Source organism: Reyranella soli (genome assembly GCF_007992495.1).
Classification (GTDB): domain Bacteria; phylum Pseudomonadota; class Alphaproteobacteria; order Reyranellales; family Reyranellaceae; genus Reyranella; species Reyranella soli.
Window position 1 is genome coordinate 1 of record NZ_BKAJ01000017.1, and the last position, 23,657, is coordinate 23,657.

At 65.8% G+C, this 23,657-nt stretch carries 22 protein-coding genes; 11 read left to right on the forward strand and 11 right to left on the reverse strand.

Annotated features, from left to right (window positions below; genetic code table 11):
- Nucleotides 1–93 precede the first annotated feature (93 nt).
- The 5 genes from RSO01_RS04575 to hppD form a co-directional block, all read right to left on the reverse strand.
- Nucleotides 94–1,575, reverse strand: a complete 1,482-nt coding sequence (locus RSO01_RS04575; RefSeq protein WP_147146667.1) for an aq_1923 C-terminal domain — start codon at nucleotides 1,573–1,575, stop codon at nucleotides 94–96.
- Nucleotides 1,572–2,216 carry a maleylacetoacetate isomerase gene (gene maiA / locus RSO01_RS04580; RefSeq protein WP_147146668.1) on the reverse strand — a complete coding sequence of 215 codons (645 nt, stop codon included), beginning with the start codon at nucleotides 2,214–2,216 and terminating at the stop codon, nucleotides 1,572–1,574. The genes RSO01_RS04575 and maiA overlap by 4 nt, the downstream gene beginning before the upstream one ends.
- 49 nt (nucleotides 2,217–2,265) lie before the next feature.
- Nucleotides 2,266–3,252 carry a fumarylacetoacetate hydrolase family protein gene (locus RSO01_RS04585; protein ID WP_147146671.1) on the reverse strand — a complete coding sequence of 329 codons (987 nt, stop codon included), beginning with the start codon at nucleotides 3,250–3,252 and terminating at the stop codon, nucleotides 2,266–2,268.
- Between the two features lie 145 nt (nucleotides 3,253–3,397).
- Entirely contained in the window at nucleotides 3,398–4,558 is a 1,161-nt protein-coding gene (locus tag RSO01_RS04590; protein WP_147146673.1) for a homogentisate 1,2-dioxygenase, read from the reverse strand.
- A gap of 17 nt (nucleotides 4,559–4,575) precedes the next feature.
- Nucleotides 4,576–5,664, reverse strand: coding sequence for a 4-hydroxyphenylpyruvate dioxygenase (gene hppD, locus RSO01_RS04595; RefSeq protein WP_246158070.1), 1,089 nt, complete (start codon nucleotides 5,662–5,664; stop codon nucleotides 4,576–4,578).
- Here hppD and RSO01_RS04600 point away from each other — a divergent pair.
- The 6 genes from RSO01_RS04600 (at nucleotide 5,642) to aat (ending at nucleotide 10,334) form a co-directional block, all read left to right on the forward strand.
- Nucleotides 5,642–6,235: a MarR family winged helix-turn-helix transcriptional regulator gene (locus tag RSO01_RS04600; protein ID WP_170302848.1), complete on the forward strand. Its 594-nt coding sequence runs from the start codon at nucleotides 5,642–5,644 to the stop codon at nucleotides 6,233–6,235. The two genes, hppD and RSO01_RS04600, sit on opposite strands and share 23 nt — an antisense overlap.
- Before the next feature lie 502 nt (nucleotides 6,236–6,737).
- Nucleotides 6,738–7,112, forward strand: coding sequence for a hypothetical protein (locus RSO01_RS04605; RefSeq protein WP_147146677.1), 375 nt, complete (start codon nucleotides 6,738–6,740; stop codon nucleotides 7,110–7,112).
- A 107-nt stretch (nucleotides 7,113–7,219) separates the two neighbouring features.
- Nucleotides 7,220–7,690: a type II 3-dehydroquinate dehydratase gene (gene aroQ / locus RSO01_RS04610; protein WP_281291408.1), complete on the forward strand. Its 471-nt coding sequence runs from the start codon at nucleotides 7,220–7,222 to the stop codon at nucleotides 7,688–7,690.
- 26 nt (nucleotides 7,691–7,716) lie between these two features.
- Nucleotides 7,717–8,178, forward strand: coding sequence for an acetyl-CoA carboxylase biotin carboxyl carrier protein (gene accB / locus RSO01_RS04615; RefSeq protein ID WP_147146680.1), 462 nt, complete (start codon nucleotides 7,717–7,719; stop codon nucleotides 8,176–8,178).
- 8 nt (nucleotides 8,179–8,186) lie between these two features.
- Entirely contained in the window at nucleotides 8,187–9,530 is a 1,344-nt protein-coding gene (accC, locus tag RSO01_RS04620; RefSeq protein ID WP_147146682.1) for an acetyl-CoA carboxylase biotin carboxylase subunit, read from the forward strand.
- A 156-nt stretch (nucleotides 9,531–9,686) separates the two neighbouring features.
- Nucleotides 9,687–10,334, forward strand: a complete 648-nt coding sequence (aat, locus tag RSO01_RS04625) for a leucyl/phenylalanyl-tRNA--protein transferase (protein WP_147146684.1) — start codon at nucleotides 9,687–9,689, stop codon at nucleotides 10,332–10,334.
- On the opposite strand, the gene RSO01_RS04630 is transcribed toward aat, so the two are convergent.
- Genes RSO01_RS04630 through RSO01_RS04645 form a run of 4 tightly spaced genes read right to left on the reverse strand, consistent with a single transcriptional unit; the run spans nucleotide 10,271 to nucleotide 11,768 of the window.
- The gene (locus RSO01_RS04630) at nucleotides 10,271–10,720 is read right to left on the reverse strand and encodes a DUF2155 domain-containing protein (protein WP_218037242.1); all 450 of its coding nucleotides are present in this window, start codon (nucleotides 10,718–10,720) and stop codon (nucleotides 10,271–10,273) included. The two genes, aat and RSO01_RS04630, sit on opposite strands and share 64 nt — an antisense overlap.
- 2 nt (nucleotides 10,721–10,722) lie before the next feature.
- Entirely contained in the window at nucleotides 10,723–10,953 is a 231-nt protein-coding gene (locus RSO01_RS04635) for a TetR family transcriptional regulator C-terminal domain-containing protein (RefSeq protein ID WP_147146687.1), read from the reverse strand.
- A complete protein-coding gene (gene mlaD, locus RSO01_RS04640) occupies nucleotides 10,953–11,408 on the reverse strand; it encodes an outer membrane lipid asymmetry maintenance protein MlaD (protein ID WP_147146689.1) in 456 nt (151 codons plus the stop codon). The genes RSO01_RS04635 and mlaD overlap by 1 nt, the downstream gene beginning before the upstream one ends.
- Before the next feature lie 9 nt (nucleotides 11,409–11,417).
- Nucleotides 11,418–11,768: an NADH:ubiquinone oxidoreductase subunit NDUFA12 gene (locus RSO01_RS04645; protein ID WP_147146691.1), complete on the reverse strand. Its 351-nt coding sequence runs from the start codon at nucleotides 11,766–11,768 to the stop codon at nucleotides 11,418–11,420.
- A gap of 304 nt (nucleotides 11,769–12,072) precedes the next feature.
- Between RSO01_RS04645 and RSO01_RS04650 the strand changes: the two genes are divergently transcribed.
- Nucleotides 12,073–15,759, forward strand: a complete 3,687-nt coding sequence (locus tag RSO01_RS04650) for a vitamin B12-dependent ribonucleotide reductase (RefSeq protein WP_147146693.1) — start codon at nucleotides 12,073–12,075, stop codon at nucleotides 15,757–15,759.
- A gap of 334 nt (nucleotides 15,760–16,093) precedes the next feature.
- Here the strand turns inward: RSO01_RS04650 and RSO01_RS04655 are convergent, their stop codons facing one another.
- Nucleotides 16,094–16,876: a HEAT repeat domain-containing protein gene (locus RSO01_RS04655; RefSeq protein ID WP_147146695.1), complete on the reverse strand. Its 783-nt coding sequence runs from the start codon at nucleotides 16,874–16,876 to the stop codon at nucleotides 16,094–16,096.
- 114 nt (nucleotides 16,877–16,990) lie between these two features.
- On the opposite strand from RSO01_RS04655, the gene RSO01_RS47120 reads away from it, so the two are divergent.
- The 3 genes from RSO01_RS47120 (at nucleotide 16,991) to RSO01_RS04670 (ending at nucleotide 22,018) form a co-directional block, all read left to right on the forward strand.
- Entirely contained in the window at nucleotides 16,991–17,650 is a 660-nt protein-coding gene (locus tag RSO01_RS47120; RefSeq protein ID WP_170302849.1) for a TetR/AcrR family transcriptional regulator, read from the forward strand.
- The gene (locus RSO01_RS04665; protein WP_147146699.1) at nucleotides 17,647–18,780 is read left to right on the forward strand and encodes an efflux RND transporter periplasmic adaptor subunit; all 1,134 of its coding nucleotides are present in this window, start codon (nucleotides 17,647–17,649) and stop codon (nucleotides 18,778–18,780) included. The genes RSO01_RS47120 and RSO01_RS04665 overlap by 4 nt, the downstream gene beginning before the upstream one ends.
- Before the next feature lie 124 nt (nucleotides 18,781–18,904).
- Nucleotides 18,905–22,018, forward strand: a complete 3,114-nt coding sequence (locus RSO01_RS04670; RefSeq protein ID WP_147146701.1) for an efflux RND transporter permease subunit — start codon at nucleotides 18,905–18,907, stop codon at nucleotides 22,016–22,018.
- Between the two features lie 3 nt (nucleotides 22,019–22,021).
- Here RSO01_RS04670 and RSO01_RS04675 read toward each other — a convergent pair whose 3' ends face one another.
- Nucleotides 22,022–22,345: a hypothetical protein gene (locus tag RSO01_RS04675; protein WP_147146702.1), complete on the reverse strand. Its 324-nt coding sequence runs from the start codon at nucleotides 22,343–22,345 to the stop codon at nucleotides 22,022–22,024.
- A 131-nt stretch (nucleotides 22,346–22,476) separates the two neighbouring features.
- Here RSO01_RS04675 and RSO01_RS04680 point away from each other — a divergent pair, with 131 nt between their 5' ends.
- Nucleotides 22,477–23,652 (forward strand): GNAT family N-acetyltransferase, encoded by a 1,176-nt coding sequence (locus RSO01_RS04680; protein ID WP_147146704.1) that lies wholly within the window; start codon nucleotides 22,477–22,479, stop codon nucleotides 23,650–23,652.
- Nucleotides 23,653–23,657 lie beyond the last annotated feature (5 nt).

Genomic DNA, 23,657 nt, shown 5'->3' on the forward strand with positions numbered 1-23,657 from the left:
GCGCTTCCAGCGCGCCTCATGATTCATGAGCGCGCTGGAAGCGCGCGGTCCGGAAGATGAAGACAATGAGCGGGCCGGAGGCCCGCGCTCCCATCACTTCAGCAGCGTCGCCTTCAGCCCCAAGGTGCTGACCAAGTCGGCGCCGGGGTTCAGCAAATACTCCAGCTTGTCGAAGCCGACCGGCGGTTCGGGCTTGGCCTCGACGACCAGCGTGCCGCCCTGCTCGACGAAGCGGGCGATGGTGTCGAGGAGCTGGGTCATTGACTGCGAGATCAGCACCCCGGCCGGCTGATAGCGGCGCACCTCGCGCGCCCAGTTGGCGCGCAGCGTCGCCGCCGGCTGGCCGCTCATGGCGGCGATGGCGCGCAGGCTGCGCTCGAGCAGGCTCTTGTCGGTCAGCACCAGCCGCGCCGAGCCCAGCGCCGCCGTCGAATCCTGCAGCGCCAGCAGATCGCTCTCGTCGAGGGCGGTCCAGAAGAGCGCATCGGCATTGACGATGCGCGCGGAAAGCTCGACGTCGCCCAGTCCCGGGCTCATCAGCGCGCAGCGATCGACCGTCAGCTCGCCCTTGCCCTGGTCTTCCGTGCCGTAGCAATCGAACTCGGCCTTCACTTCCTTGATGCCCATCGACTGCAGGGCCATGCGCAACGACAGCCCTTCCAGGCCGCGCAGCGGCGGCGCCAGCACGAAGCCTTCGATGTGCGTGCGCGTGCGGCTGACCTTGTCCCTGACGTGAGCGGTCTGGAAGCTCACTTCGCCGAGCGAGATGCCGTAGCGCTTGAAGAGCTCGCCGCCGAAGCCCGTGGCCTTGGCCGTCTCGATCTGGACGCGGCCGGATGGCGCGCCGGGGAACCACTTGTCGGACGACAGAGCCGTGATCGTGCGGCGGAAGTCGATCTTGGTGGCCTTGGTCTCGGCAATACTGAGCTGCGCAGGCTGTTTTTCGCCGGCGGAAAAGTCCGCGCCGGCCATCGTCAGCTTGGCGGTGAGACCGCGTTCGTAGCCTTCCAGCACGATCGATCCCAGGCCGACCGTCTCGCCGGCCCCCGGCAGCGTCACGCGGGTGTTGCGCTGCTCGAGGCGGCGAACGGTGAGCGCACCCATGGCCCGTGTGGTGAGCACGGCGACGCGGAACATGCCGTCGTAGCGCGCATCGTAACGCGCGAGATCGAGGCCCTCGATCAGCAGCGAGTCCATGCTCCATCGCCCGCCGGTCGCCAGGTCGGCCATGGCCACGTTCTCGAGCTCGACGCGACCGGCGCTCAGCGGATCGCCCCAGCCAAAGCCCGCCAACGGCGTGCGGCCGGCCAAAAGCTCGCCGAGCGGCCAGGCGAGACCCGACGCCTCCCAGCGGCCAATGCTCAGCTCCGCCTCGGCCGTCTTGGATTTGAGGTTCGTCAGCGTGACGCGGCGGCCGAGCAGACCCACGCTCACCGCGTCGACCTTGGCGGTGCCGGCGCGCTCGATCTCGCTCTTGATGCTGGCGGCAGCATGCCCCTCGATCACCGGCACGGCAGCGACCGCCGCGCCGGCGAGAACGACGACGGCGATCAGCGCGATGACACTCTTTCTCACAGCTCGGCGTCCGGCTGCCTGGACGGCTGGGCGGCGTCGAAGGCGGGATGCTGCATGCAGGCGGCGTGGATGCGCTGGATGGTCGGATAGCGCGCCATGTCGACCTTGAAGCGCTGGGCGTTGAAGACCTGCGGCGCCAGGCAAAGATCGGCGAAGGTGGGCGTGTCGCCGTGGCTGAAGGCGCCGGTCCGTTGGTCCTTGGCGATGGTGGCCTCGTAGGCCTCGAAGCCGGTCTCGATCCAGTGGCGCGACCAGGCGAAGGCGCTTTCCTCTGTCTGGCCGAACTTGTCGCGCAGGTAGGCCATGACGCGCAGGTTCTGGATGGGATGGACGTCGGCCGACACGATCAACGCCAGCGCTCGCACGCGGGCGCGGCCGACCGGATCCTTGGGCAGCAGCGGCGGCTCGGGATGTATCTCCTCGAGGTATTCCAGGATGGCCAGTGACTGGGTCAGCACCTCGCCCGAATCGAGGACCAGAGCCGGCACCAGTTTCTGCGGATTGAGCGCGACATAGTCGGGCGCCCGCTGCTCGCCCTTGCGCAGGTGGCGCGAGGCATGCTCGACCTTGATGTCCTTGTAGTTGAGCGCGATGCGCACACGGAACGCCGCGGACGACCGAAAATAACCGATGAGCTTCATGACGCCTCCGCCTGGACGAGAGTGTCCCTAGCGTTGGGCGGCCATCCGATCAAGGCGTGTAGCGCGCGACTTTCTGGTCGATGGCGCCGAAGATCGATTGGCCGGCGCGATCGAACATTTCGATGCGGATGCGATCGCCGAAGGACATGAATGGCGTCGCGGGCTTGCCGCTATCGATGGTCTCACGCACGCGCCGCTCGGCGATGCAGGAGCAGCCGACGCCGGCATCGCGGTTGGCGACGGTGCCCGAGCCCACGACCGTCCCCGCCTCGAGATGACGCGTCTTCGCCGCATGGGCGATGAGCTGGCCGAAATCGAAGGTGAGGTCGGTGGCGGCGTTGGGATGGCCGAACTCCTTGCCGTTCAAGGTCGAGATCAGCGGCAGGTTGAGCTTGCCGCCGTCCCAGGCGTCGCCCAACTCGTCGGGCGTGACGGCGACCGGGGCGAAGGCTGTCGCAGGCTTGCCGTGGAAGAAGCCGAAGCCCTTGGCCAGCTCGGTGACGATGAGGTTGCGCAGCGACACGTCGTTCAGGATGGTCACCAGCCGGATGTGCCGGCGCGCCGCCTCGGGCGTCACGCCCATCGGCACGTCGTCGACGATCACGCCGATCTCGCCCTCGAAGTCGATGCCGTGCGCTTCGTCGACCGCCTCGATGTCGTCGTTGGGGCCGATGAAGGAATCGGAGCCGCCCTGGTACATCAGCGGATCGGTCCAGAACGACGGCGGCATCTCGACACCGCGCGCCTTGCGCACCAGCTCGACATGCACGACGTAGGCCGAGCCGTCGGCCCATTGATAGGCGCGCGGCAGGGGCGCGGCGAGCGCCTTGGTGTCGAGGTCGAAGGCGCCGGCGGCCTTGCCGTCAGCGAGCTGCTGGGCCAGCGCACGAAGCTTCGGCTCGGCTGTAGTCCAGTCGTCGAGCGCCTTCTGCAAGGTTGGAGCAACGCCTGTCGCGCGCACCGCCTTCTTCACCGCGCGATCGACCACGATCAGCGTGCCGTCACGGCCGCCTTCCTTGAGTGAGCCGAGTTTCATTACATACCCTCCCCTTCGTCATCCCGAGCGGAGCCGCCCGAAGGGCGGCGCAGTCGAGGGACCTCCTCTTGCCGATGCATCCCCAAAACAGGTCCTTCCGCTTCGCCTCGCTGCGCGAGGCTACGGCCGGGATGACGGCTAATCGTTACTCCGCCGCCTGCTTCACCTCGGGCGGCCGCCACGATTTCACGTAGCCTTCGAACTCCACGCCGGCCGGCATGGCGGCGATGTCGATGGCGTCGCGGGTGTCGATCATGACCGCTACCTCGTCGGTCTCGGTCCGGCCGCCGCTCGCCGGCGCCTTGGTCGCCGCGTTGAAGGCCTTGGGATGCGGGCCGTGGGTGAAGCCCGACGGGTGCACCGTCATCATGCCGGGATGGATGTTGTCGCGGCTGAAGAAGCTGCCCTTGTGGTAGAAGATGATCTCCTCGAAATCATCGTTGTTGTGGAAGAACGGCAGGCGCAGCGCCTCCGGATCGCTCTCGAACGGCCGCGGCACGAAAGTGCAGACCACGAACCGGCCGGCCACGAAGGTCGTGTGCGCCGACGGCGGCAGATGGGCGCGATGGCTCATCAGCGGGCGCAGGTCGCGCCAGTTGATGCGCACGACGCTCAAGTCGCCATGCCAGCCGATCGCATCCAGCGGATTGAACGGGAAGGTGACGGTCGAGAGCTGGCCGCGCCGCTTGACCGAGACCTTCCAGCTGCGCTCGTCCTGCTGCGCCTTGAAGGCGTCGTCGATCCTCGGCGTGTCGAGCATCGCCGGGTCGAAGATCGCATGCCGGCCGACCAGCCCCTTCTCCGGCAGGGTGAAATGGTCGTTGGTCGCCTCGATCATCAGCGAGGTCGTGGCCCTGGTGGGCGCGAGCCGCCACATCGTGCCGCGCGGGATCATGATGTAGTCGCCGTCGCGGTAGTCGAGATGGCCGTAGTCGCAGAACAGCGCGCCCTCGCCCTCATGGATGAACAGCAGCTGGTCGCCGTCGCTGTTGCGCGCCAGTTCGCCCATCGCCTGATCGAGCTTCCAGATGCGGACCTGAATGCTCCCGTTATTCAGCACCGGCTGCGAGGCCCACGGGTTGCCCTTGCCGGCGACCAGCTTGTTGAGGTCGAAGGCGCGCGGCCGGATGGCGCCGTCGAACTCGATCCAGTCGGTCGGCTTGTGCTTGTGGTGGAACTGCGCCGAGGGACCGAAGAAGCCCTCCTTGCTGATCTCGCGCTCGTAAGTGCCCTCGGGCAGCCGGACATGGGCCTGGCGCGAGGCGGTGCCCTCGACCTGGCGCAGCGGAATCCAGTTCTTGGCCATGGTTTCCTCCTTCTTGCTTATGCCTTCAGCACGCCACGGCGGATCTGGTCGAGCTCGATCGACTCGAACAGGGCGCGGAAGTTGCCCTCGCCGAAGCCCTCGTTGCCGCGGCGCTGGATGATCTCGAAGAAGATCGGGCCGATCACCGTCTGGGTGAAGATCTGCAGCAGCAGCCCGCCGCCCTTGGTCGGCGCGCCGTCGATCAGGATGCGGTCGGCGGCCAGCCGCTTCAGGTCCTCGCCGTGGCCCGGCAGGCGGGTCTCGATCTGCTCGTAATAGGTGTCGGGCACGGTCTGGAACGGCACGCCCTTCTGCTTCAGCGCCTCGACGGTGTCGTAGATGCCGTCGGTGCCGAGCGCGATGTGCTGGATGCCCTCGCCGTGATAGGCCGAGAGATATTCCTGGATCTGCGACTTGTCGTCGGTGCTCTCGTTGATCGGGATGCGGATCTTGCCACACGGACTGGTCATCGCCTTGGACTTGAGGCCGGTGAGCTTGCCCTCGATGTCGAAGTAGCGGATCTCGCGGAAATTGAAGAGCCGCTGGTAGAACTCGGCCCACTCGTCCATGCGGCCGCGATGCACGTTGTGCGTCAGATGGTCGATATAGGTGAGGCCGACGCCCTCGGGATTGTGCTCGACGCCCGGCAGGTACTCGAAGTCGACGTCGTAGATCGTGCCCCGCGGGCCGTAGCGGTCGACCAGGTAGATCAGCGAATCGCCGATGCCCTTGATGGCCGGGATGTTGAGCTCCATCGGCCCGACCTTGCCCTCGACGCCCCAGGCGCCAAGCGACTGGGCGCGCTTGTAGGCGAAGGCGGAATTCTTGACGCGGAAGGCGATGGCGCAGATCGACGGGCCGTGCACACGGGCAAAGCCCTGGGCGAAGCTGTCCTTCTCGGCGTTGACGATGAAGTTCACGTCGCCCTGGCGATAGAGCGAGACGTCCTTGGAGCGGTGCTTGGCGACCCGCACGAAGCCCATGCTCTCGAACAGCTTGCCGAGGGCCACAGGATCGGGAGCGGCGTACTCGACGAACTCGAAGCCGTCGGTGCCCATGGGATTGACGTCGTCGATCGCTGCGGTGGTTTCCATCACGCTGGCCATGTCGACCTCCCGAATTGACCCGGATGCTGAATTAGTTTCAAATGTAACTATTATGCCCAGCCCTTCGCAAGCCCTCGAACTGGAGAATTTTCTCCCCTACCGGCTGTCGATTCTGGCCCAGATCGTGTCGGAATCGTTGCACGACCTGTATGCCGAACCGTTCGGCCTCACGGTGACGCAGTGGCGGGTGATGGCGGCCCTGGGCCGCTTCGCCCCTCTGACCGCTTCCGATGTGGGGCAGCGCATCGTCATGGACAAGGTGGCGGTGAGCCGGGCGGTGGCCGGGCTGATGGAACGCGGCCTGGTCGAGCGGGCGACCGACCGCGCCGACCGCCGGCGCGCCTCGCTCAGGCTCAGCGCTCGCGGCCGGGCCATGCATGCCCGCATCGTGCCGATCGCCCTCGGCTACGAGGAGCGCCTCTATAAGGTGTTGTCGGCGGAGGAAAGACGCAGCTTCGATGCACTGACGGACCGGCTGTTCGCCCACGCCGGAACCCTCCGACAGGCCGGAGCGCGGACCTCCAGGTCCGCTCTTCTGGACAGCGAGCCCCCGGCTCGCTCGCGATCATGAGCGCGCCAGGAGGCGCGGGTGCAGGCACTGTCGTCGCCCCGCTCCTGAATTTCTGCATTTTCTGCGTATTTTTTGCGGGTCGGCCGTTGTCCGCCAAGCCATTGAATTCGCGCCGCTTTTGGACTTTCTGCATTTTTTGCATTTTCTGCAGGCCTTCGCTGACTGCACCCCTTACGGAAGATCATCGCTCCCCATCAGGCTGCAGCCGGACGATGGCCAGCTCCCGCGCAGGAGCCGTCTGGCACAGGATCGGATAAACGATGCATAGAGCGGGAACACCGGTAAGCAGTGCGACGAAGCATCTATATAACCAAAGTACAGATCGGTCAATAACTTTAGTTGGGGTTGTCAATTTCGTTTTCGCGAGTTTTTTCGTACCGTAGAGGGGCCACGAATAGGCGACCGAACCCGCCGGCCCGCGATTCGTTGAGTCGCCGGCCCGAGCTGCCAGCAATGCCGTCAACGCCGACACATCATCGCGATCCTGAATGGGCGACAGGATATGCCGATCCTCGAAGCCTCCAGATCCATCATCATCACGAGCTACTTAGCAATTCGGACATCATTCCAAAGATCGTCGGGGGCTAGATGCTTCGCTGCCTCTGCCACCTTCGAGGCAGGCGCCGAATCAAATCTGAACCACGCGCGCAATCTCGATAACAAAGCCACCTACGTTGCGATCAAATTGGAACGTTATGAGGTCGATCGCATCTTTGCTCACCCATCGGAAGTGGGGAAACCCACCTGTGATATTTTCAGACCTAAGACGCGGCTGAACCACCCGTTTGAGTTCCGCTATCATCTCAACGCGATTCGTCATTTCACCATCCACCCTTCGGAGTGCCGCAGGGCCGCACATGGGCAAGGGTCGGGTTAAGCCCCGGCTACCGCCAACCTGCGCCACTAGTGCCGGCGGGGCCGCCTTGTGACCCCGATTCACCATGCTATAAGGCCCGACACTTTTTAAGGACGGGGAGGCAGCATTTGGCCGCAAAGGCCGCCCGGCGCCCGCCGGCTGGAAAGCCGGTGCTGGTGCTCAACGGGCCAAATCTCAACATGCTGGGCAAGCGGCAGCCCGAGATCTACGGACGCGAGACCCTCGCCGACGTCGAGAAGGCCTGCCGTGCCGAGGCTGACCGCCTGGGGATAAAAGTCGAGTTCTTCCAGAGCAACCACGAGGGCGCGCTGGTCGACCGCATCCAGGCCGGCCGCGAGGCCAATGCCGCCATCGTCATCAATGCCGGCGCCTATACCCACACCTCGGTCGCCCTGCTCGATGCGCTGAACGCCGCCGAACTGCCGGTGGTGGAAGTCCACCTCAGCAACATCTACAAGCGTGAAAGCTTCCGGCATCACTCCTATATCAGCCCGGCCGCGGTCGGCGTGATCGCCGGGCTGGGCAGCCACGGCTATCTTCTGGCGCTGCAGGCCCTCTCCCGCCTGCTGGCGCGCTGACCCCTCACCCCGCGGAGCGTTCCTCCATGGCAAAATTCGACATCGATACCGAGTTCGTCCGCAAGCTGGCGCAGCTCCTCCAGGAGACCGGCCTCGGCGAGATCGAGCTGGCCGACGGCGACAAGCGCATCCGCGTGGCGCGGCCGGCGGTGACGATGGCCGCAGCCCCGCTTGCAGCCCCGGCCGCCATCGCCGCGCCTGCTGGCGCCGGCGCAACGCCTGCTGCAGGCGCCAACGGCGATCTCGGCAAGCATCCGGGGGCGGTCAAGTCGCCAATGGTCGGCACGGCCTATCTCGCCCCGGAGCCGGGCAAGCCCAACTTCGTCGCGGTCGGCGACAAGGTGACAGCGGGCCAGACGCTGCTGATCATCGAGGCGATGAAGACCTTCAATCCGATCAAGGCGCCCAAGGCCGGCACCGTGACCCAGATCCTGATCGACAACGCCCGGCCGGTGGAGTTCGGCGAGCCGTTGATGATCGTCGAATAGGAACGACGATGTTCGACAAGGTCCTGATCGCCAACCGCGGTGAGATTGCGCTTCGCATCCACCGCGCCTGCCGCGAGATGGGCATCCAGACCGTGGCGGTGCATTCGACCGCCGACAGCGACGCCATGCATGTGCGCCTGGCCGACGAATCGGTCTGCATCGGTCCGCCGCCGGCGCGCGACAGCTATCTCAATATCCCATCGATCCTGTCGGCCGCGACCATTGCCGGCGTCGACGCCATCCATCCCGGCTACGGCTTTTTGTCGGAAAACGCCCGCTTCGCCGAAGCCGTGGAAGCGCACGGCTTCACCTTCATCGGCCCGACGCCGCAGCACATCAGCATGATGGGCGACAAGATCGTGGCCAAGCAGACCGCCGAGGAGCTCGGCCTGCCGCTGGTGCCGGGCTCGCCCGGTCCCGTCGGCTCGGTCGACGAGGTCGTGGCACTCGGCAAGAAGATCGGCTTTCCGGTATTGATCAAGGCGGTGGCCGGCGGTGGGGGCCGCGGCATGAAGGTGGTCGAGAGTGCCGAAGCTGCAAGCGAGGCCTTCTCGCTGGCCCGCACCGAGGCCAAGGCTGCCTTCAGCAACGACGCGGTCTATGTGGAGAAGTATCTCGGCCGGCCGCGTCATATCGAAATCCAGGTGCTGGGCGACGGCCAGGGCGCGGGCGTCCATCTCGGCGAGCGCGACTGCTCGCTGCAGCGCCGTCATCAGAAGGTGCTCGAAGAGGCCCCCTCGCCCGCGCTCAATCCCGAGCAGCGCCAGATGATCGGCGAGCTTGCCGCTGCGGCGGTGCGCAAGCTGAAGTACCGCGGCGCCGGGACGATGGAGTTCCTGTTCCAGGACGGCGAGTTCTACTTCATCGAGATGAACACCCGCCTGCAGGTCGAGCATCCCATCACCGAGGCCATCACCGGCATCGACCTGGTCCGCGAGCAGATCCGCATCGCCGCCGGCGCGCCGCTCGGCATGACCCAGGCCGACATCAAGTTCCAGGGCCATGCCATCGAGTGCCGCATCAATGCGGAGAACCCGCAGACCTTCGTGCCGAGCCCCGGCCGCATCGCCGACTACCATCCGCCGGGCGGGCTGGGCGTGCGCGTCGATTCGGGCCTCTATACCGGTTACTCGATCCCGCCCTACTACGATTCGATGGTCGCCAAGCTGATCGTCAATGGCGCCACCCGCAACGAATGCCTGATGCGGCTGCGCCGCTCGCTCGAGGAGTTCGTGATCGGCGGCATCGAGACCACCATTCCGCTCCACCAGCGCATCATCGGCGAGCAGGCCTTCATCGACGGCGATTACGATATCCACTGGCTGGAGAAGCTGGTCGGTTTGAAGAAGTAGAGTAAGTTCCGGCATGGCGGATCAAAGACCACCTCACCCTGAGGAGCGCGCGCAGCGCGCGTCTCGAAGGGTGGGCAACACCACGACTGTGGCCCACCCTTCGAGACGCGGTCCTGCGGACCGCTCCTCAGGGTGAGGTTGGTGGGTTGATCCGCCATGGAGATCACGCCCGAACTGCTGCTGCAGGCCTATCGCATCGGCGTTTTCCCCATGGGCGAGCGCCGTGACGATCCCAAGCTCTACTGGCTCGATCCCAGGCTGCGCGCCGTCCTGCCGCTCGACGGCTTCCACCTGCCGCAGCGCCTCAGGCGCACCATCCGCACCGGCCACTTCGTGGTCTCGGCCGACACCGCCTTCGCCGACACCGTGCGCGCCTGCGCCGAGCCCAGGCCGGGCCATCCCGAGAGCTGGATCAACGAGCCGATCGTCGACCTCTATACCGAGCTGCACCGGCGCGGCCATGCCCACAGCGTCGAATGCCGCGTCGACGGCCGGCTGGTCGGCGGCCTCTACGGCGTGTCGATCGGCGCCGTCTTCTTCGGCGAGAGCATGTTCAGCCGCGAGCGCGACGCCTCCAAGGTGGCGCTGGTCCATCTCGTGGCGCGGCTGATCAAGGGCGGCTTCAGGCTGCTCGACTGCCAGTTCATGACCGAGCATCTCCGCAGCTTCGGCGCCATAGAGATCGCCCGCGAGGAATTCCGCGACCTCCTGGCCAATGCCATCGACAGAACGGCGCGCTTTCAGCGCGAGCTAGGCGGCGAGGATCCCTGCGCCATCGTGCAGGACAACACCCGCACGTCGTAAACGCCGTGGTCGAGCGCCGACAGCGACGGCGTGGAGGCGAACATCCAGCCGGCGAACAGCTTCTCCGCCGCCTGCCCCGGCTTGTTGTCGACGATGGTGAGGTAGGCGACCGATTCCGGCGGCGCCTCCGGCACATTCACCAGGCAATCGCTGACGGTGATAGCGAGCGTGCCGAAGCGCGTCGATTCGCCGACCGGCGCGTAGAAGCGCTGGGTGCGTGCCGTCACCTTGTCGAGCCCCTGCAGCTCGGCGACCCGTTTGCCGGGCCCGTCGGGGATCTGCCGCAGGTTGACGTTGGCGCTGGCCGGCTGTTGCGGTGGCGGCGTCTGGGCCACGGCCGTGCCCGCCAAGCCCGCGAGCAGCACAAGAATGAGCGGAACGCGCACGCCTACTTCTTGGCGTTGTGGGGCGCCTTCAGCCCGTCGATCAGCTCGTGCAAGGCGGCTTTGATCTGGTCGGCGTCGCATCCCATCAGGACTCCGTCCTCCAGCGCGTCGGCGCAGAGGGTTTCGATTTCCTGGATGTTCTGGTTCAGCACTTTGATCTTTTCGAGGCAGGACACCGGCTTGCCGTCGGGTTGACGCCAGACCGTCGTCGCCTTGGAGGTGCGTGCGCTCATCATTTCGATCCCGAGCTCGTGCCACCGAACATGAACTTGGCGATCAATTCCGACAATGGAATGGCGCCCTGGGTCATCTCGATCTCGCCGCCTGGCGCCAGCATCTTGGTCTCGCCGCCAGGCTCCAGCACGACGACCATGCCGCCCAGGAGCGATTCGCTCACGATCTTGGCATGCGTGTCGGCCGGCAGGCTGACATTGGACGACACCAGCATGCGCACGACCGCCTGGTAGGTCTTGCGGTCGAGGTCGAAGCCGGTGACGGTTCCGACCTTCACGCCGCTCAGCGTCACGTCGGCGCCGCGCTTCAGCCCGTCAATGCGGTCGAAGCGGGCGATGATCTCATAGCCCGCCGGCCCGTTGCGGTCCGACTTGGCGAAGGCATAGAAGACGAAGACGCCGGCCACCACGAGGACCAGCGCACCTACGATCGTCTCGACGATATTGCGGCCCACGGCGGTCTCCTAGCCCGGCCGCCACGCCTCATAAGGCGGCTTGGGCTTCTCGCCGGTGGAAAGAGCGTGGCCCGGCGGGCGATAGGCGAAGTCGGTGCCGGTGAGATTGGGCACGTGCTCCTTCTGCCATTCCTTGCGCGGCAGACCACCCGGTGGCGGCACGACACTGGTCGTGTAATGCAGCCAGCCGTGCCATTCGGCGGGAACGCGCGAGGCTTCGGCGACACCATTGTACATCACCCAGCGCTTGCGGCGGCGACCGGGGATGATGCGCTTGTCCTGGAAGTAGCGATTGCCTTCGGCATCGGTACCGACGAGCTCGCCGCGCATTTTCGTGAAGATCCAAGTGCCGATTATCATTGTTGAAACCACGCTGCGAGAGTGACCGCGCCGCTTGTACGCGTGCGCTCAAAGAGGCGCAACGCGACGCGATTACGAGAGCGATTCACATCGTTTGTCGACATGCGAATCACTCGTTTTCGACACCTGTTGCCCACTTGCATCATCTAGTACCACCCTTGCACAGGTCTACAAAATGTAGTTGCGCACACAAGATTTTGTAATTTAGTATCGCTCTGTGCCCATATGTGCGTGCTCGTCAAGCGACAGAGCGCACCCCGACAGGGTCATCGAATGAACGGGAACTGGGCACGGGGGATCGTCGATGCGCTTTGAGCGCCGGTATACGCAAGCAGGAAAATCGCCGTTCGCAGGAATGGCGTTTCGTGCTGCCGATTCCGAAATCCGCAATCCCGACGGTTCGATCGTCTTCAGCATGAAGGGCGTCGACGTGCCGGCCGAATGGTCGCAGGTCGCAGCCGACGTGCTGGCCCAGAAGTATTTCCGCCGCGCCGGCGTTGCGCAGCAGCTGAAGAAGGTGGCCGAGGACGACGTGCCGCAGTGGCTGTGGCGCTCGGTGCCGGACGAGGCCGCTCTCTCCACATTGCCCGAGGCCCAGCGCTTCGGCAGCGAGACGAGCGCGCGTCAGGTGTTCGAGCGCTTGGCCGGCGCCTGGACCTACTGGGGTTGGAAGGGCGGCTACTTCGACGGCGAAGACGATGCGCGCGCCTTTTTCGACGAGCATTGCTTCATGCTGGCGGCGCAGATTTGCGCGCCCAACTCGCCACAGTGGTTCAACACCGGACTGCACTGGGCCTACGGCATCGACGGTCCGGGCCAGGGCCACTGGTTCGTCGATCATCGCAACGGCGAGGCACATCCCTCCTCTTCCGCCTATGAGCGTCCGCAGCCGCATGCCTGCTTCATCCAGAGCGTCGACGACGACCTGGTGGGCGAAGGCGGCATCATGGATCTGTGGGTGCGCGAGGCGCGCCTGTTCAAGTACGGCTCGGGCACCGGCTCCAACTTCTCCCGCCTGCGCGGCGAGGGCGAGCGGCTGTCGGGTGGCGGCAAGTCGTCCGGCCTGATGTCGTTCCTCAAGATCGGCGATCGCGCGGCGGGCGCCATCAAGTCGGGCGGCACGACGCGCCGCGCGGCCAAGATGGTGTCGGTCGACATCGACCATCCCGACATCGAGCAGTTCATCGCCTGGAAGATGCTCGAGGAGCAGAAGGTCGCTGCCCTGGTCACGGGCTCGCAGCTCGCCAACCGGCACCTCAACGAGGTGATTCAGGCCTGCCTCGATGGCGACGGCGATGCGGCGTTCGACCCGCGCAAGAACCAGACGCTGCGTCGCGCCATCGTCGCGGCCCGTCAGGTCGCCCTGCCGGAAAACTACATCCAGCGGGTCATCCAGTTCGCCCGCCAGGGTTACAGGCATATCGAATTTCCGACCTTCGACACCGATTGGGAGTCGGAGGCCTACCTCAGCGTCTCGGGCCAGAACGCCAACAACTCGGTGCGGGTCAGCGACGCCTTCCTGAAGGCGGTCGAAGAGGACCGGGAATGGGCGCTGACCGAGCGCACGACGGGCAAGACGGCCAAGACCATGAGCGCTCGCGCGCTGTGGGACAGCGTCGCCGAAGCCGCTTGGCACTCGGCCGATCCCGGCGTGCAGTACGACACGACCATCAACAACTGGCACACCTGCCCGCAGTCGGGGCGCATCAACGCCTCGAACCCGTGCTCGGAGTACATGTTCCTCGACGACACGGCGTGCAATCTGGCGTCGCTGAACCTGATGCGGTTCCGCCAGGCCGACGGCACGATCGACGTCGCGGCCTTCGAGCACGCCACGCGCCTGTGGACAGTTGTGCTCGAGATCTCGGTGATGATGGCGCAGTACCCCTCGCGCAAGATCGCCGAGCTGTCCTACCGCTACCGCACCCTGGGGCTGGGTTACGCCAACCTGGGCGCCCTCCTCATGTCGTCCGGCCTGGGCTACGACAGCACCAAGGGTCGCGCCATCACCGGCGCGCTCACGGCGCTGATGACCGGCACCGCTTATGCGACGTCGGCCGAGATGGCTGAGTGGATGGGCGCCTTCCCAGGCTACGCCGTCAATCGCGATGCCATGCTGCGGGTCATCCGTAACCACCGCCGCGCCGCTCATTCCGAGGCGACTGCTTACGAAGGCCTGTCGATCGCACCTCAGCCGCTGGACGCGGCCAACTGCCCCGACGCCCCCCTCGTCGAGGCGGCAAAAGCAGCCTGGAACAAGGCTTTAGCGCTTGGCGAGCAGCACGGCTTCCGCAACGCCCAGGTCTCGGTCATCGCTCCGACCGGCACGATCGGCCTGGTGATGGATTGCGACACAACCGGCATCGAACCTGACTTCGCCCTGGTGAAGTTCAAGAAGCTGGCGGGCGGCGGCTACTTCAAGATCATCAACCGCACCGTCCCGCTGGCGCTCGAGACGCTGGGCTACGACCAGGCGGCCATCGAGCGCATCGTCGCCCACGCCGTCGGCCATGGTTCGCTCGCCGGGGCGGCAACGATCAACCACGAGACGCTGGCGGCACGCGGCTTCGACCAAGCGACGATCGAGCGTGTGGAAAAGTCGATCGCGACGTCGTTCGACATCCGCTTCGCCTTCTCACGCTACACGCTGGGCGTCGCCTTCTGCCGCGACGTGCTGGGTCTCGACGACGAAGCGCTCGCCGATCCCAAGCTCGACGTGCTGACGCGCATCGGATTCTCCAAGAGCGACATCGCGGCTGCGAACGTTCACGCCTGCGGGACGATGAGCATCGAGAGCGCGCGCGATCTCAAGCGCGAGCATCTCGCGGTGTTCGATTGTGCGAATCCCTGTGGACGAGATGGCACTCGCTGCTTGTCTGCAGAGAGTCACATACGCATGATGGCTGCAGCCCAGCCGTTCGTATCGGGCGCAATCTCCAAGACCATCAACATGCCAAACGCAGCTACGGTCGAGGATTGCCGCAAGGCTTATGAGATGTCGTGGAAGCTCGGCCTGAAAGCCAACGCTCTTTATCGCGACGGTTCGAAACTCTCGCAACCGCTGTCGGCCATGGCATTGGGTGAAGACCTCGCGGCCAACGACGACCTTGCCGAGATGACGCCGGCGGCGCGCGCGCCGATCATTGCCGAACGCATCGTCGAACGGATCGTCGAGCGCGAGGTCCGTGCCGGCCGCGAGCGCCTGCCGCAACGCCGCAAGGGCTATACCCAGAAGGCAATCGTCGGCGGCCACAAGGTCTACCTGCGCACCGGCGAGTACGAGGACGGCCGGGTCGGCGAGATCTTCATCGACATGCACAAGGAAGGGGCAGCCTTCCGCAGCGTGATGAACAACTTCGCCATCGCGATCTCGATCGGCCTGCAATACGGAGTGCCATTGGAAGAGTTCGTCGAGGCGTACACCTTCACGCGCTTCGATCCGTCGGGCATGGTCGAGGGCAACGACGCCATCAAGATGTCGACCTCGGTGCTCGACTACATCTTCCGCGAGCTCGCGATCTCCTATCTGGGGCGGTCCGACCTCGCCCACGTCGAGCAGTCCGACCTGCGGCCCGACAGCGTCGGCCGCGGACAGATCGAAGGCCTTCCCGGTGCGGGCAGCGACGCGGCCGAGGCGGCCGCCGTCGCGGTCAACCGCATCGCCAGCGTCGGCTACATCCGCAGCAATCTTTATGTCTTGAACGGCCGGACGGCCGGCAACACCGCGATCGCCGAGCAGGCGATCCATGCCGGTCCCCAGCCCACCGAACTGACAGACGGCCCAACCGTCGCTTTGGCGCCTGGCGCCACGGCGGCCGTCGTTAGCGTCGCGGTCGGAGAGGCATCCTCCTCCGCCCTTGGTTTCGCCCTCGAGGCGAAGCTCAAGGGTTTCGAAGGGGATGCCTGTCCGGAGTGCGGCAACTTCACCATGGTCCGCAACGGGACGTGCCTCAAATGCACGACCTGCGGCGGCACCACTGGATGCAGTTGAGCATGCGTGACGAAGCGTACCCGCGTACCCCGGGGTTCCCACGGTTGGGTGCCTCAAAGCTAACCATAGGAGACAGTTATGGCTGCTAAGAAGAAGGCTGCGAAGAAGAAGGCTGCTAAGAAGAAGAAGCAGTAAATAAGGAAAGGGCGTAGGCCAAAGCCTCGAGCTTTGGCCCCTCTAACCGAACGCCTTTCGGCTTCCGAGTGGGTGCCCTCATGGCCCCACCGGAAGCCACCTTCTAACGACAAGTCTTTAAGTTAATAAGACGTCCCGCCTTTGGGGGCGGAAAGGCGTAACTGTACGGGTCCGGCGACTTCGGTCTGCCGGACTTCTTTTATGCAGCACCCCGGGTCGCAACGAGAGACCGTAGCCCGTCTATGAGGTCGGCAGCGGTCAGCGAGCCGTATTCGTGCGGCAGATTCAGCAGGACTTTCGCTGCCGGGAAAAGCGACAAGTTATGCGGCTGATCGCCGAGCGCGTCGATGAGGGACTCGACGGCGCGAAGGTCGCCGCAGCGCGCAAGGCCGCGGATCGCCTCGTAGCGGACTTCCGGGTCGTCATCGTCGAGGCGCCGATGCAACGTGGTGCGAACCTCCGGCGTGTCGAGCGTCCCCAGTTCGCCCAGCCCAAACGTCGCCCATTCTCTCACATCGGCGATGGGATCGCCGGCGAGGCGGATGAGCGTGGCGATCGCCTCCGGCGTAGAACGTCCGCCGAGAGCGGTGGCGACAGCCTGTCGTAGCTCGGGCTCTTCGCTGTTTGCCATTCGCGCCAGAGTGCTCGTGCTCCTGGGGTCCACGAGGTGGCCGAGCGCCGCCGCCGCCGCCTGCAACACGTCGGGATCGGTCTCATGGGTCGCCAGGTGAATGACGGCAGCCAGGCACTCTTCGGGGAACGCCCGTTTGGGGAGGCCCAACTGACCGAGAATGTCGGCGGCGCGGGCGCGGCTGCGAGGATCGCTCGCTGTCGTCAACTCGAGCGCTCGGTCCAAGACTTCGCGGCTTGCGATCTCGTGGAGGTCGGAGACAGCGGTCCAGTCCCCGTCACCTCCGCCCAGGCGCCAATCAGTGGCTGCCGAAAAAAGCTCGGTAATCGACCGGACTTGCTGAGCGCTCATCAACTCTCCCCCACGGCCGGCACCTCACCAAGCCAATACGGCCTGTCGATGGCGTCTTTGTGGAGTGACCAAGGGAGCTTGATGAAGTCCCGTTTCCACTCTACACAGCGGAACATGGATACTGACCAGTCAGTCAACATATCGTCGGACTCCGACGAGCCGACAACGCGGACCCGCCGACCGGACGACCGTGCGCCGGAGATCGCGCGGGCGGCGCTAGAACTCTTTGTCACCAAGGGCTTCGCCGCGACCAAGCTCGAGGACGTCGCCAAGGCGGCCGGCGTCAGCAAGGGCCTGCCCTACCTCTACTTCAAGAACAAGGAAGAGCTCTTCAAGGCGGTGATCGTCGAGGGGATCGGCGAGCCGCTGGTGCGTGCCAACGAGCTGGTCGACTCCTTCGAAGGCACCACCGAGGAGTTGCTGCGCGTGCTGGTCGCCAAGTTCCGCGAGTTCGCCGAGAGCCCAGTGGGCGGAGTCATCAAGCTGATCCTGGCCGAGGCCGGCAACTTCCCTGACGTCGCCCGCTTCTACTGCTCCAACTTCGATCTGCGCGGCCGCGCCCTGTTCGCCAAGATGCTGCGGCGCGGTGTCGAGCGCGGCGAGTTCGGGCCGATCGCCGACATCGACATGACGGCGATCATCTTCGCCCAGCCGCTGGCCATGCACGCCGTGTGGCTGCGCTCGATCGCGCCTTACGACGAAACCCAGCCGGTCGACAGCGACCGGTTCTACGAGGCCTACATCGAATTCGTCCTGAAAGGACTGCGGGCATGACCGCCAAGCGCAAGTTGCTGCTCGTCGTCCTCGCCGCCGCCGTCGTACTGACCGGCGGCGCCTTCGCCTGGAAAGGCAAGAACGGCGCCGGCACCGCCGCCGCCGTCGCCACGGCCGCCAAGCCGGGCGCTCGGCCGATCGAGCTGATCGCCGCCGAACTGCACACCATCAAGCCGCGCGGCCTGGTCGACGTGGTGCGCTTCACCGGCACCACCCAGCCGATCGACCAGACGATCGTGAAGGCGCGCGTCGCCGGTCGGCTCGCCGAGGTGTTGGTGCGCGAGGGCGACCGCGTCACCAAGGGCCAGCTGCTGGCGCGCTTCGAGAACACCGAGCTCCAGGCCAAGGTGAACGAGCGGCAGTCGGCCCTCGATGCGGCGCGCGCCGATGCACGCTGGACGGCCCGCGACCGCGCCGACAAGGAGACGCTCGCCAACCGCAACATCGTCTCTCAATCGGCCGCCGACCAGGCGAAGTCGACCGCCGAGAACCGCGCCTCGATGGCCGCCGTATCGGAGGCCCAGCTCGAGGTCGCCAAGAAGAACCTGGCCGACGCTGAGGTGCGTGCCCCATTCGACGGCGTGGTCGGCGAGCGCATCGCCAACCAGGGCGAATCGCTACCGATCGACGGCAAGATCGCGGCCCTGCTCGACACCAGCCATGTCGAGGTCGCGGCCATGATGCCGGCGGCCGATGTCGTGCGGCTCAAGGTCGGCCAGGCCGCGACCGTAACCCTGGAAGGCTTCGGAGACCGCGAATTCCATGGCCAGATCACGCGCATCAGCCCGACGACGCAGGCGGGCTCGCGCTCCATCCCGGTCTATGTCGAGATCAGCGACCGCCACGAGGCGCTGCGCGGCGGGCTGTTCGCCACCGGCTCGGTCACGGTTGCCGAGAAGGGCCATGCCCTCGCCGTACCATCCATCGCCATGCGCAAGGACGACGACGGCGACTACGTGTTGGCCGTCGAGAACAACGCCCTGGTGAAGAAGCCGGTCGGCGCCGTGCGCACCTGGTCGCGTGGCGAGCTCGTCGAGGTGAAGGGCCTGGAATCGGGCATGACCGTCGTCGCCGCCCCCCTGCCCGGCCTGAAGGCTGGCCAGGCGGTCAAGGTCCTGGAGGCCCGCTAAGTCATGTGCTCTTCCGGACCGCGCGCTGGGTCGCGTCTGACGCGACCTTCCTGCGCGCTCATAAAATCTTGCGATCAGAAGAGCATGAGCGCGCAGGATGCGCGCGCTCCGGAAGAATAAGACCATGAAGCTCACGAAGATCGCCGTCGACAACCCGGTCTTCGCCACCATGATGATGGTGGCGTTGCTGGTGATGGGCCTGTTCTCCTATCGCCAGCTCGGCATCGACCAGTTCCCCGACGTCGACTTTCCCATCGTGGTGGTGACCACGAACTATCCCGGCGCCTCGCCGGAAACGGTGGAAAGCGAGATCAGCCGCAAGGTCGAGGAAGCCGTCAATGCCGTCGCCGGCATCAAGAGCCTGTCGTCGCGCTCGCTCGAAGGCCAGTCGATCGTCATCGCGGAGTTCGAGCTCTCGGTGCCGTCGGCGGTGGCCCTGCAGGACGTGCGCGAGAAGGTCCAGCAGGTCCGTGCCGCTTTCCGGCCCGAGGTGAAGGAACCGCTGATCCAGCGCTACAATCCGGACGACCAGCCGGTGATCTCGATCGCGGTTCGCTCGGACATCCGCTCGGTGCGAGACCTCACGACGCTCACCGACCAGGTGATCGTGAAGCGCCTGCAGACCGTGCGCGACGTCGGCAGCGCCAAGATCGCGGGCGGCGTGAAACGCCAGATCAACATCGACCTCGATCCCGGCCGCATGAACTCGCTGCGTGTCGGCGTGAACGACGTCCTGAGGGTGGTGCGGGACGAGAACCAGAACTTCCCCGCCGGCAACGTGCAGCGCGGCAACGACGACCGCCTGGTCGAGGTCACCGGCCGGGTCGAGGATCCGGGCAATTTCGCCGACCTCATCGTGGCCCGCCGTGGCCAGGCCCCGGTCTACCTGCGCGAGATCGCCACGGTGGTCGATGGCGAGCAGGAGCGCGAGAACGTCGCCCTGCTGAACGGCGAGCGGGCCCTCGCCGTCGATATCGTCAAGACCCAGGGCGCCAACACCATCGAGGTGGCCCGGGGCGTGCGCAAGGCGATGGCGGAGCTGCTGAAGACGCTGCCGCCCGACGTGAAGCTCGAGGTCGTGCGCGACGCTTCGCGCGGCATCCAGAACTCGGTCAACAACGTGCAGCAGACCATGATCGAGGGCGGTCTGCTCACCATCGCCATCGTCTTCCTGTTCCTCCACTCCTGGCGCAGCACGGTGATCACCGGCCTGGCGCTGCCGATCTCGGTGTTCGGCTCGTTCATGGTGATGGCGGCCTTCGGATTCACGCTGAACGTGCTCACCCTGATGGCCCTGTCGCTGGCGATCGGCATCCTGATCGACGACGCCATCGTGGTGCGCGAGAACATCATGCGCCATATCGGCTTCGGCAAGTCGCATCGCCAGGCCGCACTGGACGGCACCGACGAGATCGGGCTGGCCGTGCTCGCCACCACTTTCTGCATCGTCGCGGTGTTCCTGCCCGTGGCCTTCATGGGCGGCATCATCGGCCGCTTCTTCTTCCAGTTCGGTGTCATGGTCTCCGCCGCCGTGCTGATCTCGCTGTTCGTGTCCTTCACGCTCGACCCGATGCTGTCGTCGATCTGGTACGACCCGCAGGCCCACGGCACCGGCCGCTTCGCCCGTATCGTCAACGCCGTCCAGGAGCGCGCCAATGCCGTCTATCGGCACGTGCTCGGCTGGGCCCTGCGCTGGCCCAAGCTTACGCTCCTGATCGCGCTCGCGAGCTTCGCGGGCAGCTTCGCCTTGCCGAAGTACATTGGCTTCGAGTTCGTGCCGGAGGCCGACCTCGGCGAGCAGGTCGTGTCGATCGAGACCCCGGTGGGCTCCTCGCTGGACTACACCGAGGCCAAGCTGCGCCAGGTCGAGGCGGCAGTGCGCGAGTTCCCCGAGGTCGCCTATACCTACGGCACCGTCAATACCGGCTACTCCGTCGGCAAGAACGCGGCGAGCCTCTACCTCAAGCTCACGCCCGTGAACCAGCGCAAGCGCTCGCCCAACCAGCTCGCCCAGCCGATCCGCGACCGGCTGGCCAGCATCCCGGGCATCCTGGTGTCGATCAACGTGCCCGGTGGCCCGGCGGGCGGCGTGCAGAAGATGCTGCAGCTCTCGTTGCAGGGTCCCGATATCGCGGTGCTCGACCGCATCTCGCAGGATCTCATGCGCCGCGCCGCCGGCATCCCGGGTCTGGTCGACCTCGACCGCAATCTGAAGGCCGCCAAGCCCGTCCTCTCGGTGCGCCTGCGCCGCGACGCGGCCTCGGATCTCGGGCTGGGTTCCGCCGCGGTGGCGCAGTCACTCAGGCCGCTGTTCGCTGGCGACGAGACCAGCCTGTGGCGCGCGCCCGACGGCGAGAACTACACCGTGATGGTCCGCCTGCCTCTCGACGACCGCACCGGCGTCGCCGACCTGCAGCGCATCTGGTTCACCGCCGGCACCGAGCCCAACGGCCTGCCGCGCATGGTCCACATCGCGCAGATCGCCGACATCGTGAGCGACGTCGGCGCCTCGCAGATCAACCGCCGCGACCTCAACCGCGAGGTCTGGATCACCGCCAACGTCTCAGGCCGCTCCGCCGGCGAGGTCTCGAGTGACCTGCAGAAGCTCCTGGCCGACATCCCGTTGCCGACGGGCTACCGCTTCGTGTTCGGCGGCTCGACCAAGGACATGGCGGAGAGCGCGGCCTATGCCGGCCAGGCACTGCTGCTGGCGGTGATCCTGATCTACCTGATCCTGGCCTCGCAGTTCGGCAGCTTCCTGCAGCCTGTCGCCATCATGATGTCCTTGCCGATGTCGCTGATCGGCGTGTTCCTCGGCCTGCTGGTCGCCGGCACGACGCTCAACATCTTCTCGGCCATCGGCTTCATCATGCTGATGGGTCTGGTCACCAAGAATGCCATCCTGCTTGTGGATTTCTTCAATCAGGCGCGCGCCCGCGGTACCCCTGTGCACGAGGCCCTGCTCGAGGCGGGCTCGATTCGGCTGCGGCCGATCCTGATGACCACGCTCGCCATGGTGTTCGGCATGATGCCGCTGGCGCTCGGGCTGGGCGAAGGCGCCAGCCAGCGCGCGCCGATGGCGCACGCGGTGATCGGCGGCCTGATCAGCTCCACCCTGCTCACCCTGGTCGTGGTGCCTGTGGTGTTGGTCTACATCGACCGCGTCGGCCTGTGGACAAAGGCGCGCTTCAGCCGCTCCGCCGACGACCTTGCCCACCGGCACAAGCCGGCCGAATAGCGTTCAGCCGACCTGCAGCAACCGGTCTGCCTTGAAATGCAGCACGCCGCCTGCCCTCAGGGGGAGGCGGACACGACAGCCGTTGCTGGTGGTGAATTCGAGATGCCGGACGTCGTCCAGGCTGAGCGACTCGATCGTCGCGCCGATGACCAGGCAAAGCGCATCGCGCGAGCCGGGCTTGGGAAAGCAGTAGACCGCCTCGCCGACAGCGACCTGTGGATCGCCGCGGCTGTGCAGGACCGGGCCGTCGAAATGGAATTCGACGCCGTCGCGCACGAAGGCGACGGCGGAGACCTCCCGGCCGACGAGGTCGGCTGGCTCCTTCAACAACGCATCTCCCGCTCCCTGCTCAATTTTTGTTATGGAGTTACGCGTCGGGACTTGAGCTTCCAATAATACATAACTGCATGTCAAATTCCCGGCGTAATTCCTGGCACGTTTCGCGCTATGCTCATTCCATGCCGGATGCCTCTCCGACCATCGGCCTGCGTGTTGTCGAACAGCTTTCCGCGGTCGATGCCGACCAGTGGGACGCCTGCGCGCTGGCGCCGGGCTCGGCCGGCAACCCCTTCCTCAGCTACGGGTTCCTGAAGGCCCTGGAGGATTCCAAGTCGGTCGGCCGGCGCACCGGCTGGCAGCCGCAATACCTGCTGGCCGAGTCCGAGGACGGCACATTGCTGGGTGCCGCCCCGCTCTATCTCAAAGGTCACAGCCAGGGCGAATACGTTTTCGATCATGGCTGGGCGCAGGCCTTCGAGCGCGCCGGCGGACGCTATTATCCCAAGCTGCAGGTCGCCGTGCCGTTCACGCCGGTGCCCGGTCCGCGCCTCTTCGTGCGGCCTGGCCCCTACGCATCGGGCGTGTGCGACGCCATGATCGACATGCTGGCCAAGATCGCCGGCGACAACGGCATCAGCTCGGTGCACGCCACCTACTGCACCGAGGCCGACTGGAAGCGCTTCGGCGAGCACGGCTGGCTGCTGCGGCTCGGCCGGCAGTACCATTGGCACAACAACGGGTACGGCTGCTTCGACGACTTCCTGGGGGCGCTGGCCTCACGCAAGCGCAAGGCGATCCGCAAGGAGCGCGAATCGGTACGTCGCGAGGGCCTGACGGTTCGTGCGCTGAGCGGCGAGGAGATCGAGCCCGAGCACTGGGACGCCTTCTTCGCCTTCTACATGGATACCGGCGGCCGCAAGTGGGGCTCGCCCTACCTGACGCGCTCCTTCTTCGACATCCTGGGGTCGACCATGGCCGACAAGGTCGTGCTGGTGATGGCCGAAGCCGACGGCCGCCCGGTCGGCGGCGCGCTCAATCTCAAGGGCGACGACACGCTCTATGGCCGCTACTGGGGCTGCCTCGAGAGCCACGCCTTCCTGCATTTCGAGGCCTGCTACTACCAGGCGATCGACTATGCCATCGCCCACGGCCTGCAGCGCGTCGAGGCCGGCGCGCAGGGCGATCACAAGATCCAGCGCGGCTATCTTCCAGTGCCGACCTTTTCGGCCCACTGGATCGTCGACAGCGGTTTCCGCCGGGCCGTCGACGATTTCCTGCGGCGCGAGCGCCCCGCCGTCGAGGAGGAGATCGAGGCGCTCAAGCAGTACTCGCCCTTCCGCAAGGAAAACGAGTAGCGGTC

Bases quoted from the DNA above. Each gene is read 5' to 3' on its own strand.
- RSO01_RS04680 (WP_147146704.1), top strand. From the start codon at position 22,477: ATGCCGGATGCCTCTCCGACCATCGGCCTGCGTGTTGTCGAACAGCTT.
- RSO01_RS47120 (WP_170302849.1), top strand. From the start codon at position 16,991: ATGGATACTGACCAGTCAGTCAACATATCGTCGGACTCCGACGAGCCG.
- RSO01_RS04590 (WP_147146673.1), bottom strand. From the start codon at position 4,558: ATGGCCAAGAACTGGATTCCGCTGCGCCAGGTCGAGGGCACCGCCTCG.
- accC (WP_147146682.1), top strand. From the start codon at position 8,187: ATGTTCGACAAGGTCCTGATCGCCAACCGCGGTGAGATTGCGCTTCGC.
- RSO01_RS04645 (WP_147146691.1), bottom strand. From the start codon at position 11,768: ATGATAATCGGCACTTGGATCTTCACGAAAATGCGCGGCGAGCTCGTC.
- hppD (WP_246158070.1), bottom strand. From the start codon at position 5,664: ATGGCCAGCGTGATGGAAACCACCGCAGCGATCGACGACGTCAATCCC.
- RSO01_RS04655 (WP_147146695.1), bottom strand. From the start codon at position 16,876: ATGAGCGCTCAGCAAGTCCGGTCGATTACCGAGCTTTTTTCGGCAGCC.
- aat (WP_147146684.1), top strand. From the start codon at position 9,687: ATGGAGATCACGCCCGAACTGCTGCTGCAGGCCTATCGCATCGGCGTT.
- RSO01_RS04585 (WP_147146671.1), bottom strand. From the start codon at position 3,252: ATGAAACTCGGCTCACTCAAGGAAGGCGGCCGTGACGGCACGCTGATC.
- accB (WP_147146680.1), top strand. From the start codon at position 7,717: ATGGCAAAATTCGACATCGATACCGAGTTCGTCCGCAAGCTGGCGCAG.
- RSO01_RS04670 (WP_147146701.1), top strand. From the start codon at position 18,905: ATGAAGCTCACGAAGATCGCCGTCGACAACCCGGTCTTCGCCACCATG.
- RSO01_RS04635 (WP_147146687.1), bottom strand. From the start codon at position 10,953: ATGAGCGCACGCACCTCCAAGGCGACGACGGTCTGGCGTCAACCCGAC.
- maiA (WP_147146668.1), bottom strand. From the start codon at position 2,216: ATGAAGCTCATCGGTTATTTTCGGTCGTCCGCGGCGTTCCGTGTGCGC.
- RSO01_RS04665 (WP_147146699.1), top strand. From the start codon at position 17,647: ATGACCGCCAAGCGCAAGTTGCTGCTCGTCGTCCTCGCCGCCGCCGTC.
- RSO01_RS04605 (WP_147146677.1), top strand. From the start codon at position 6,738: ATGCCGATCCTCGAAGCCTCCAGATCCATCATCATCACGAGCTACTTA.
- RSO01_RS04650 (WP_147146693.1), top strand. From the start codon at position 12,073: ATGCGCTTTGAGCGCCGGTATACGCAAGCAGGAAAATCGCCGTTCGCA.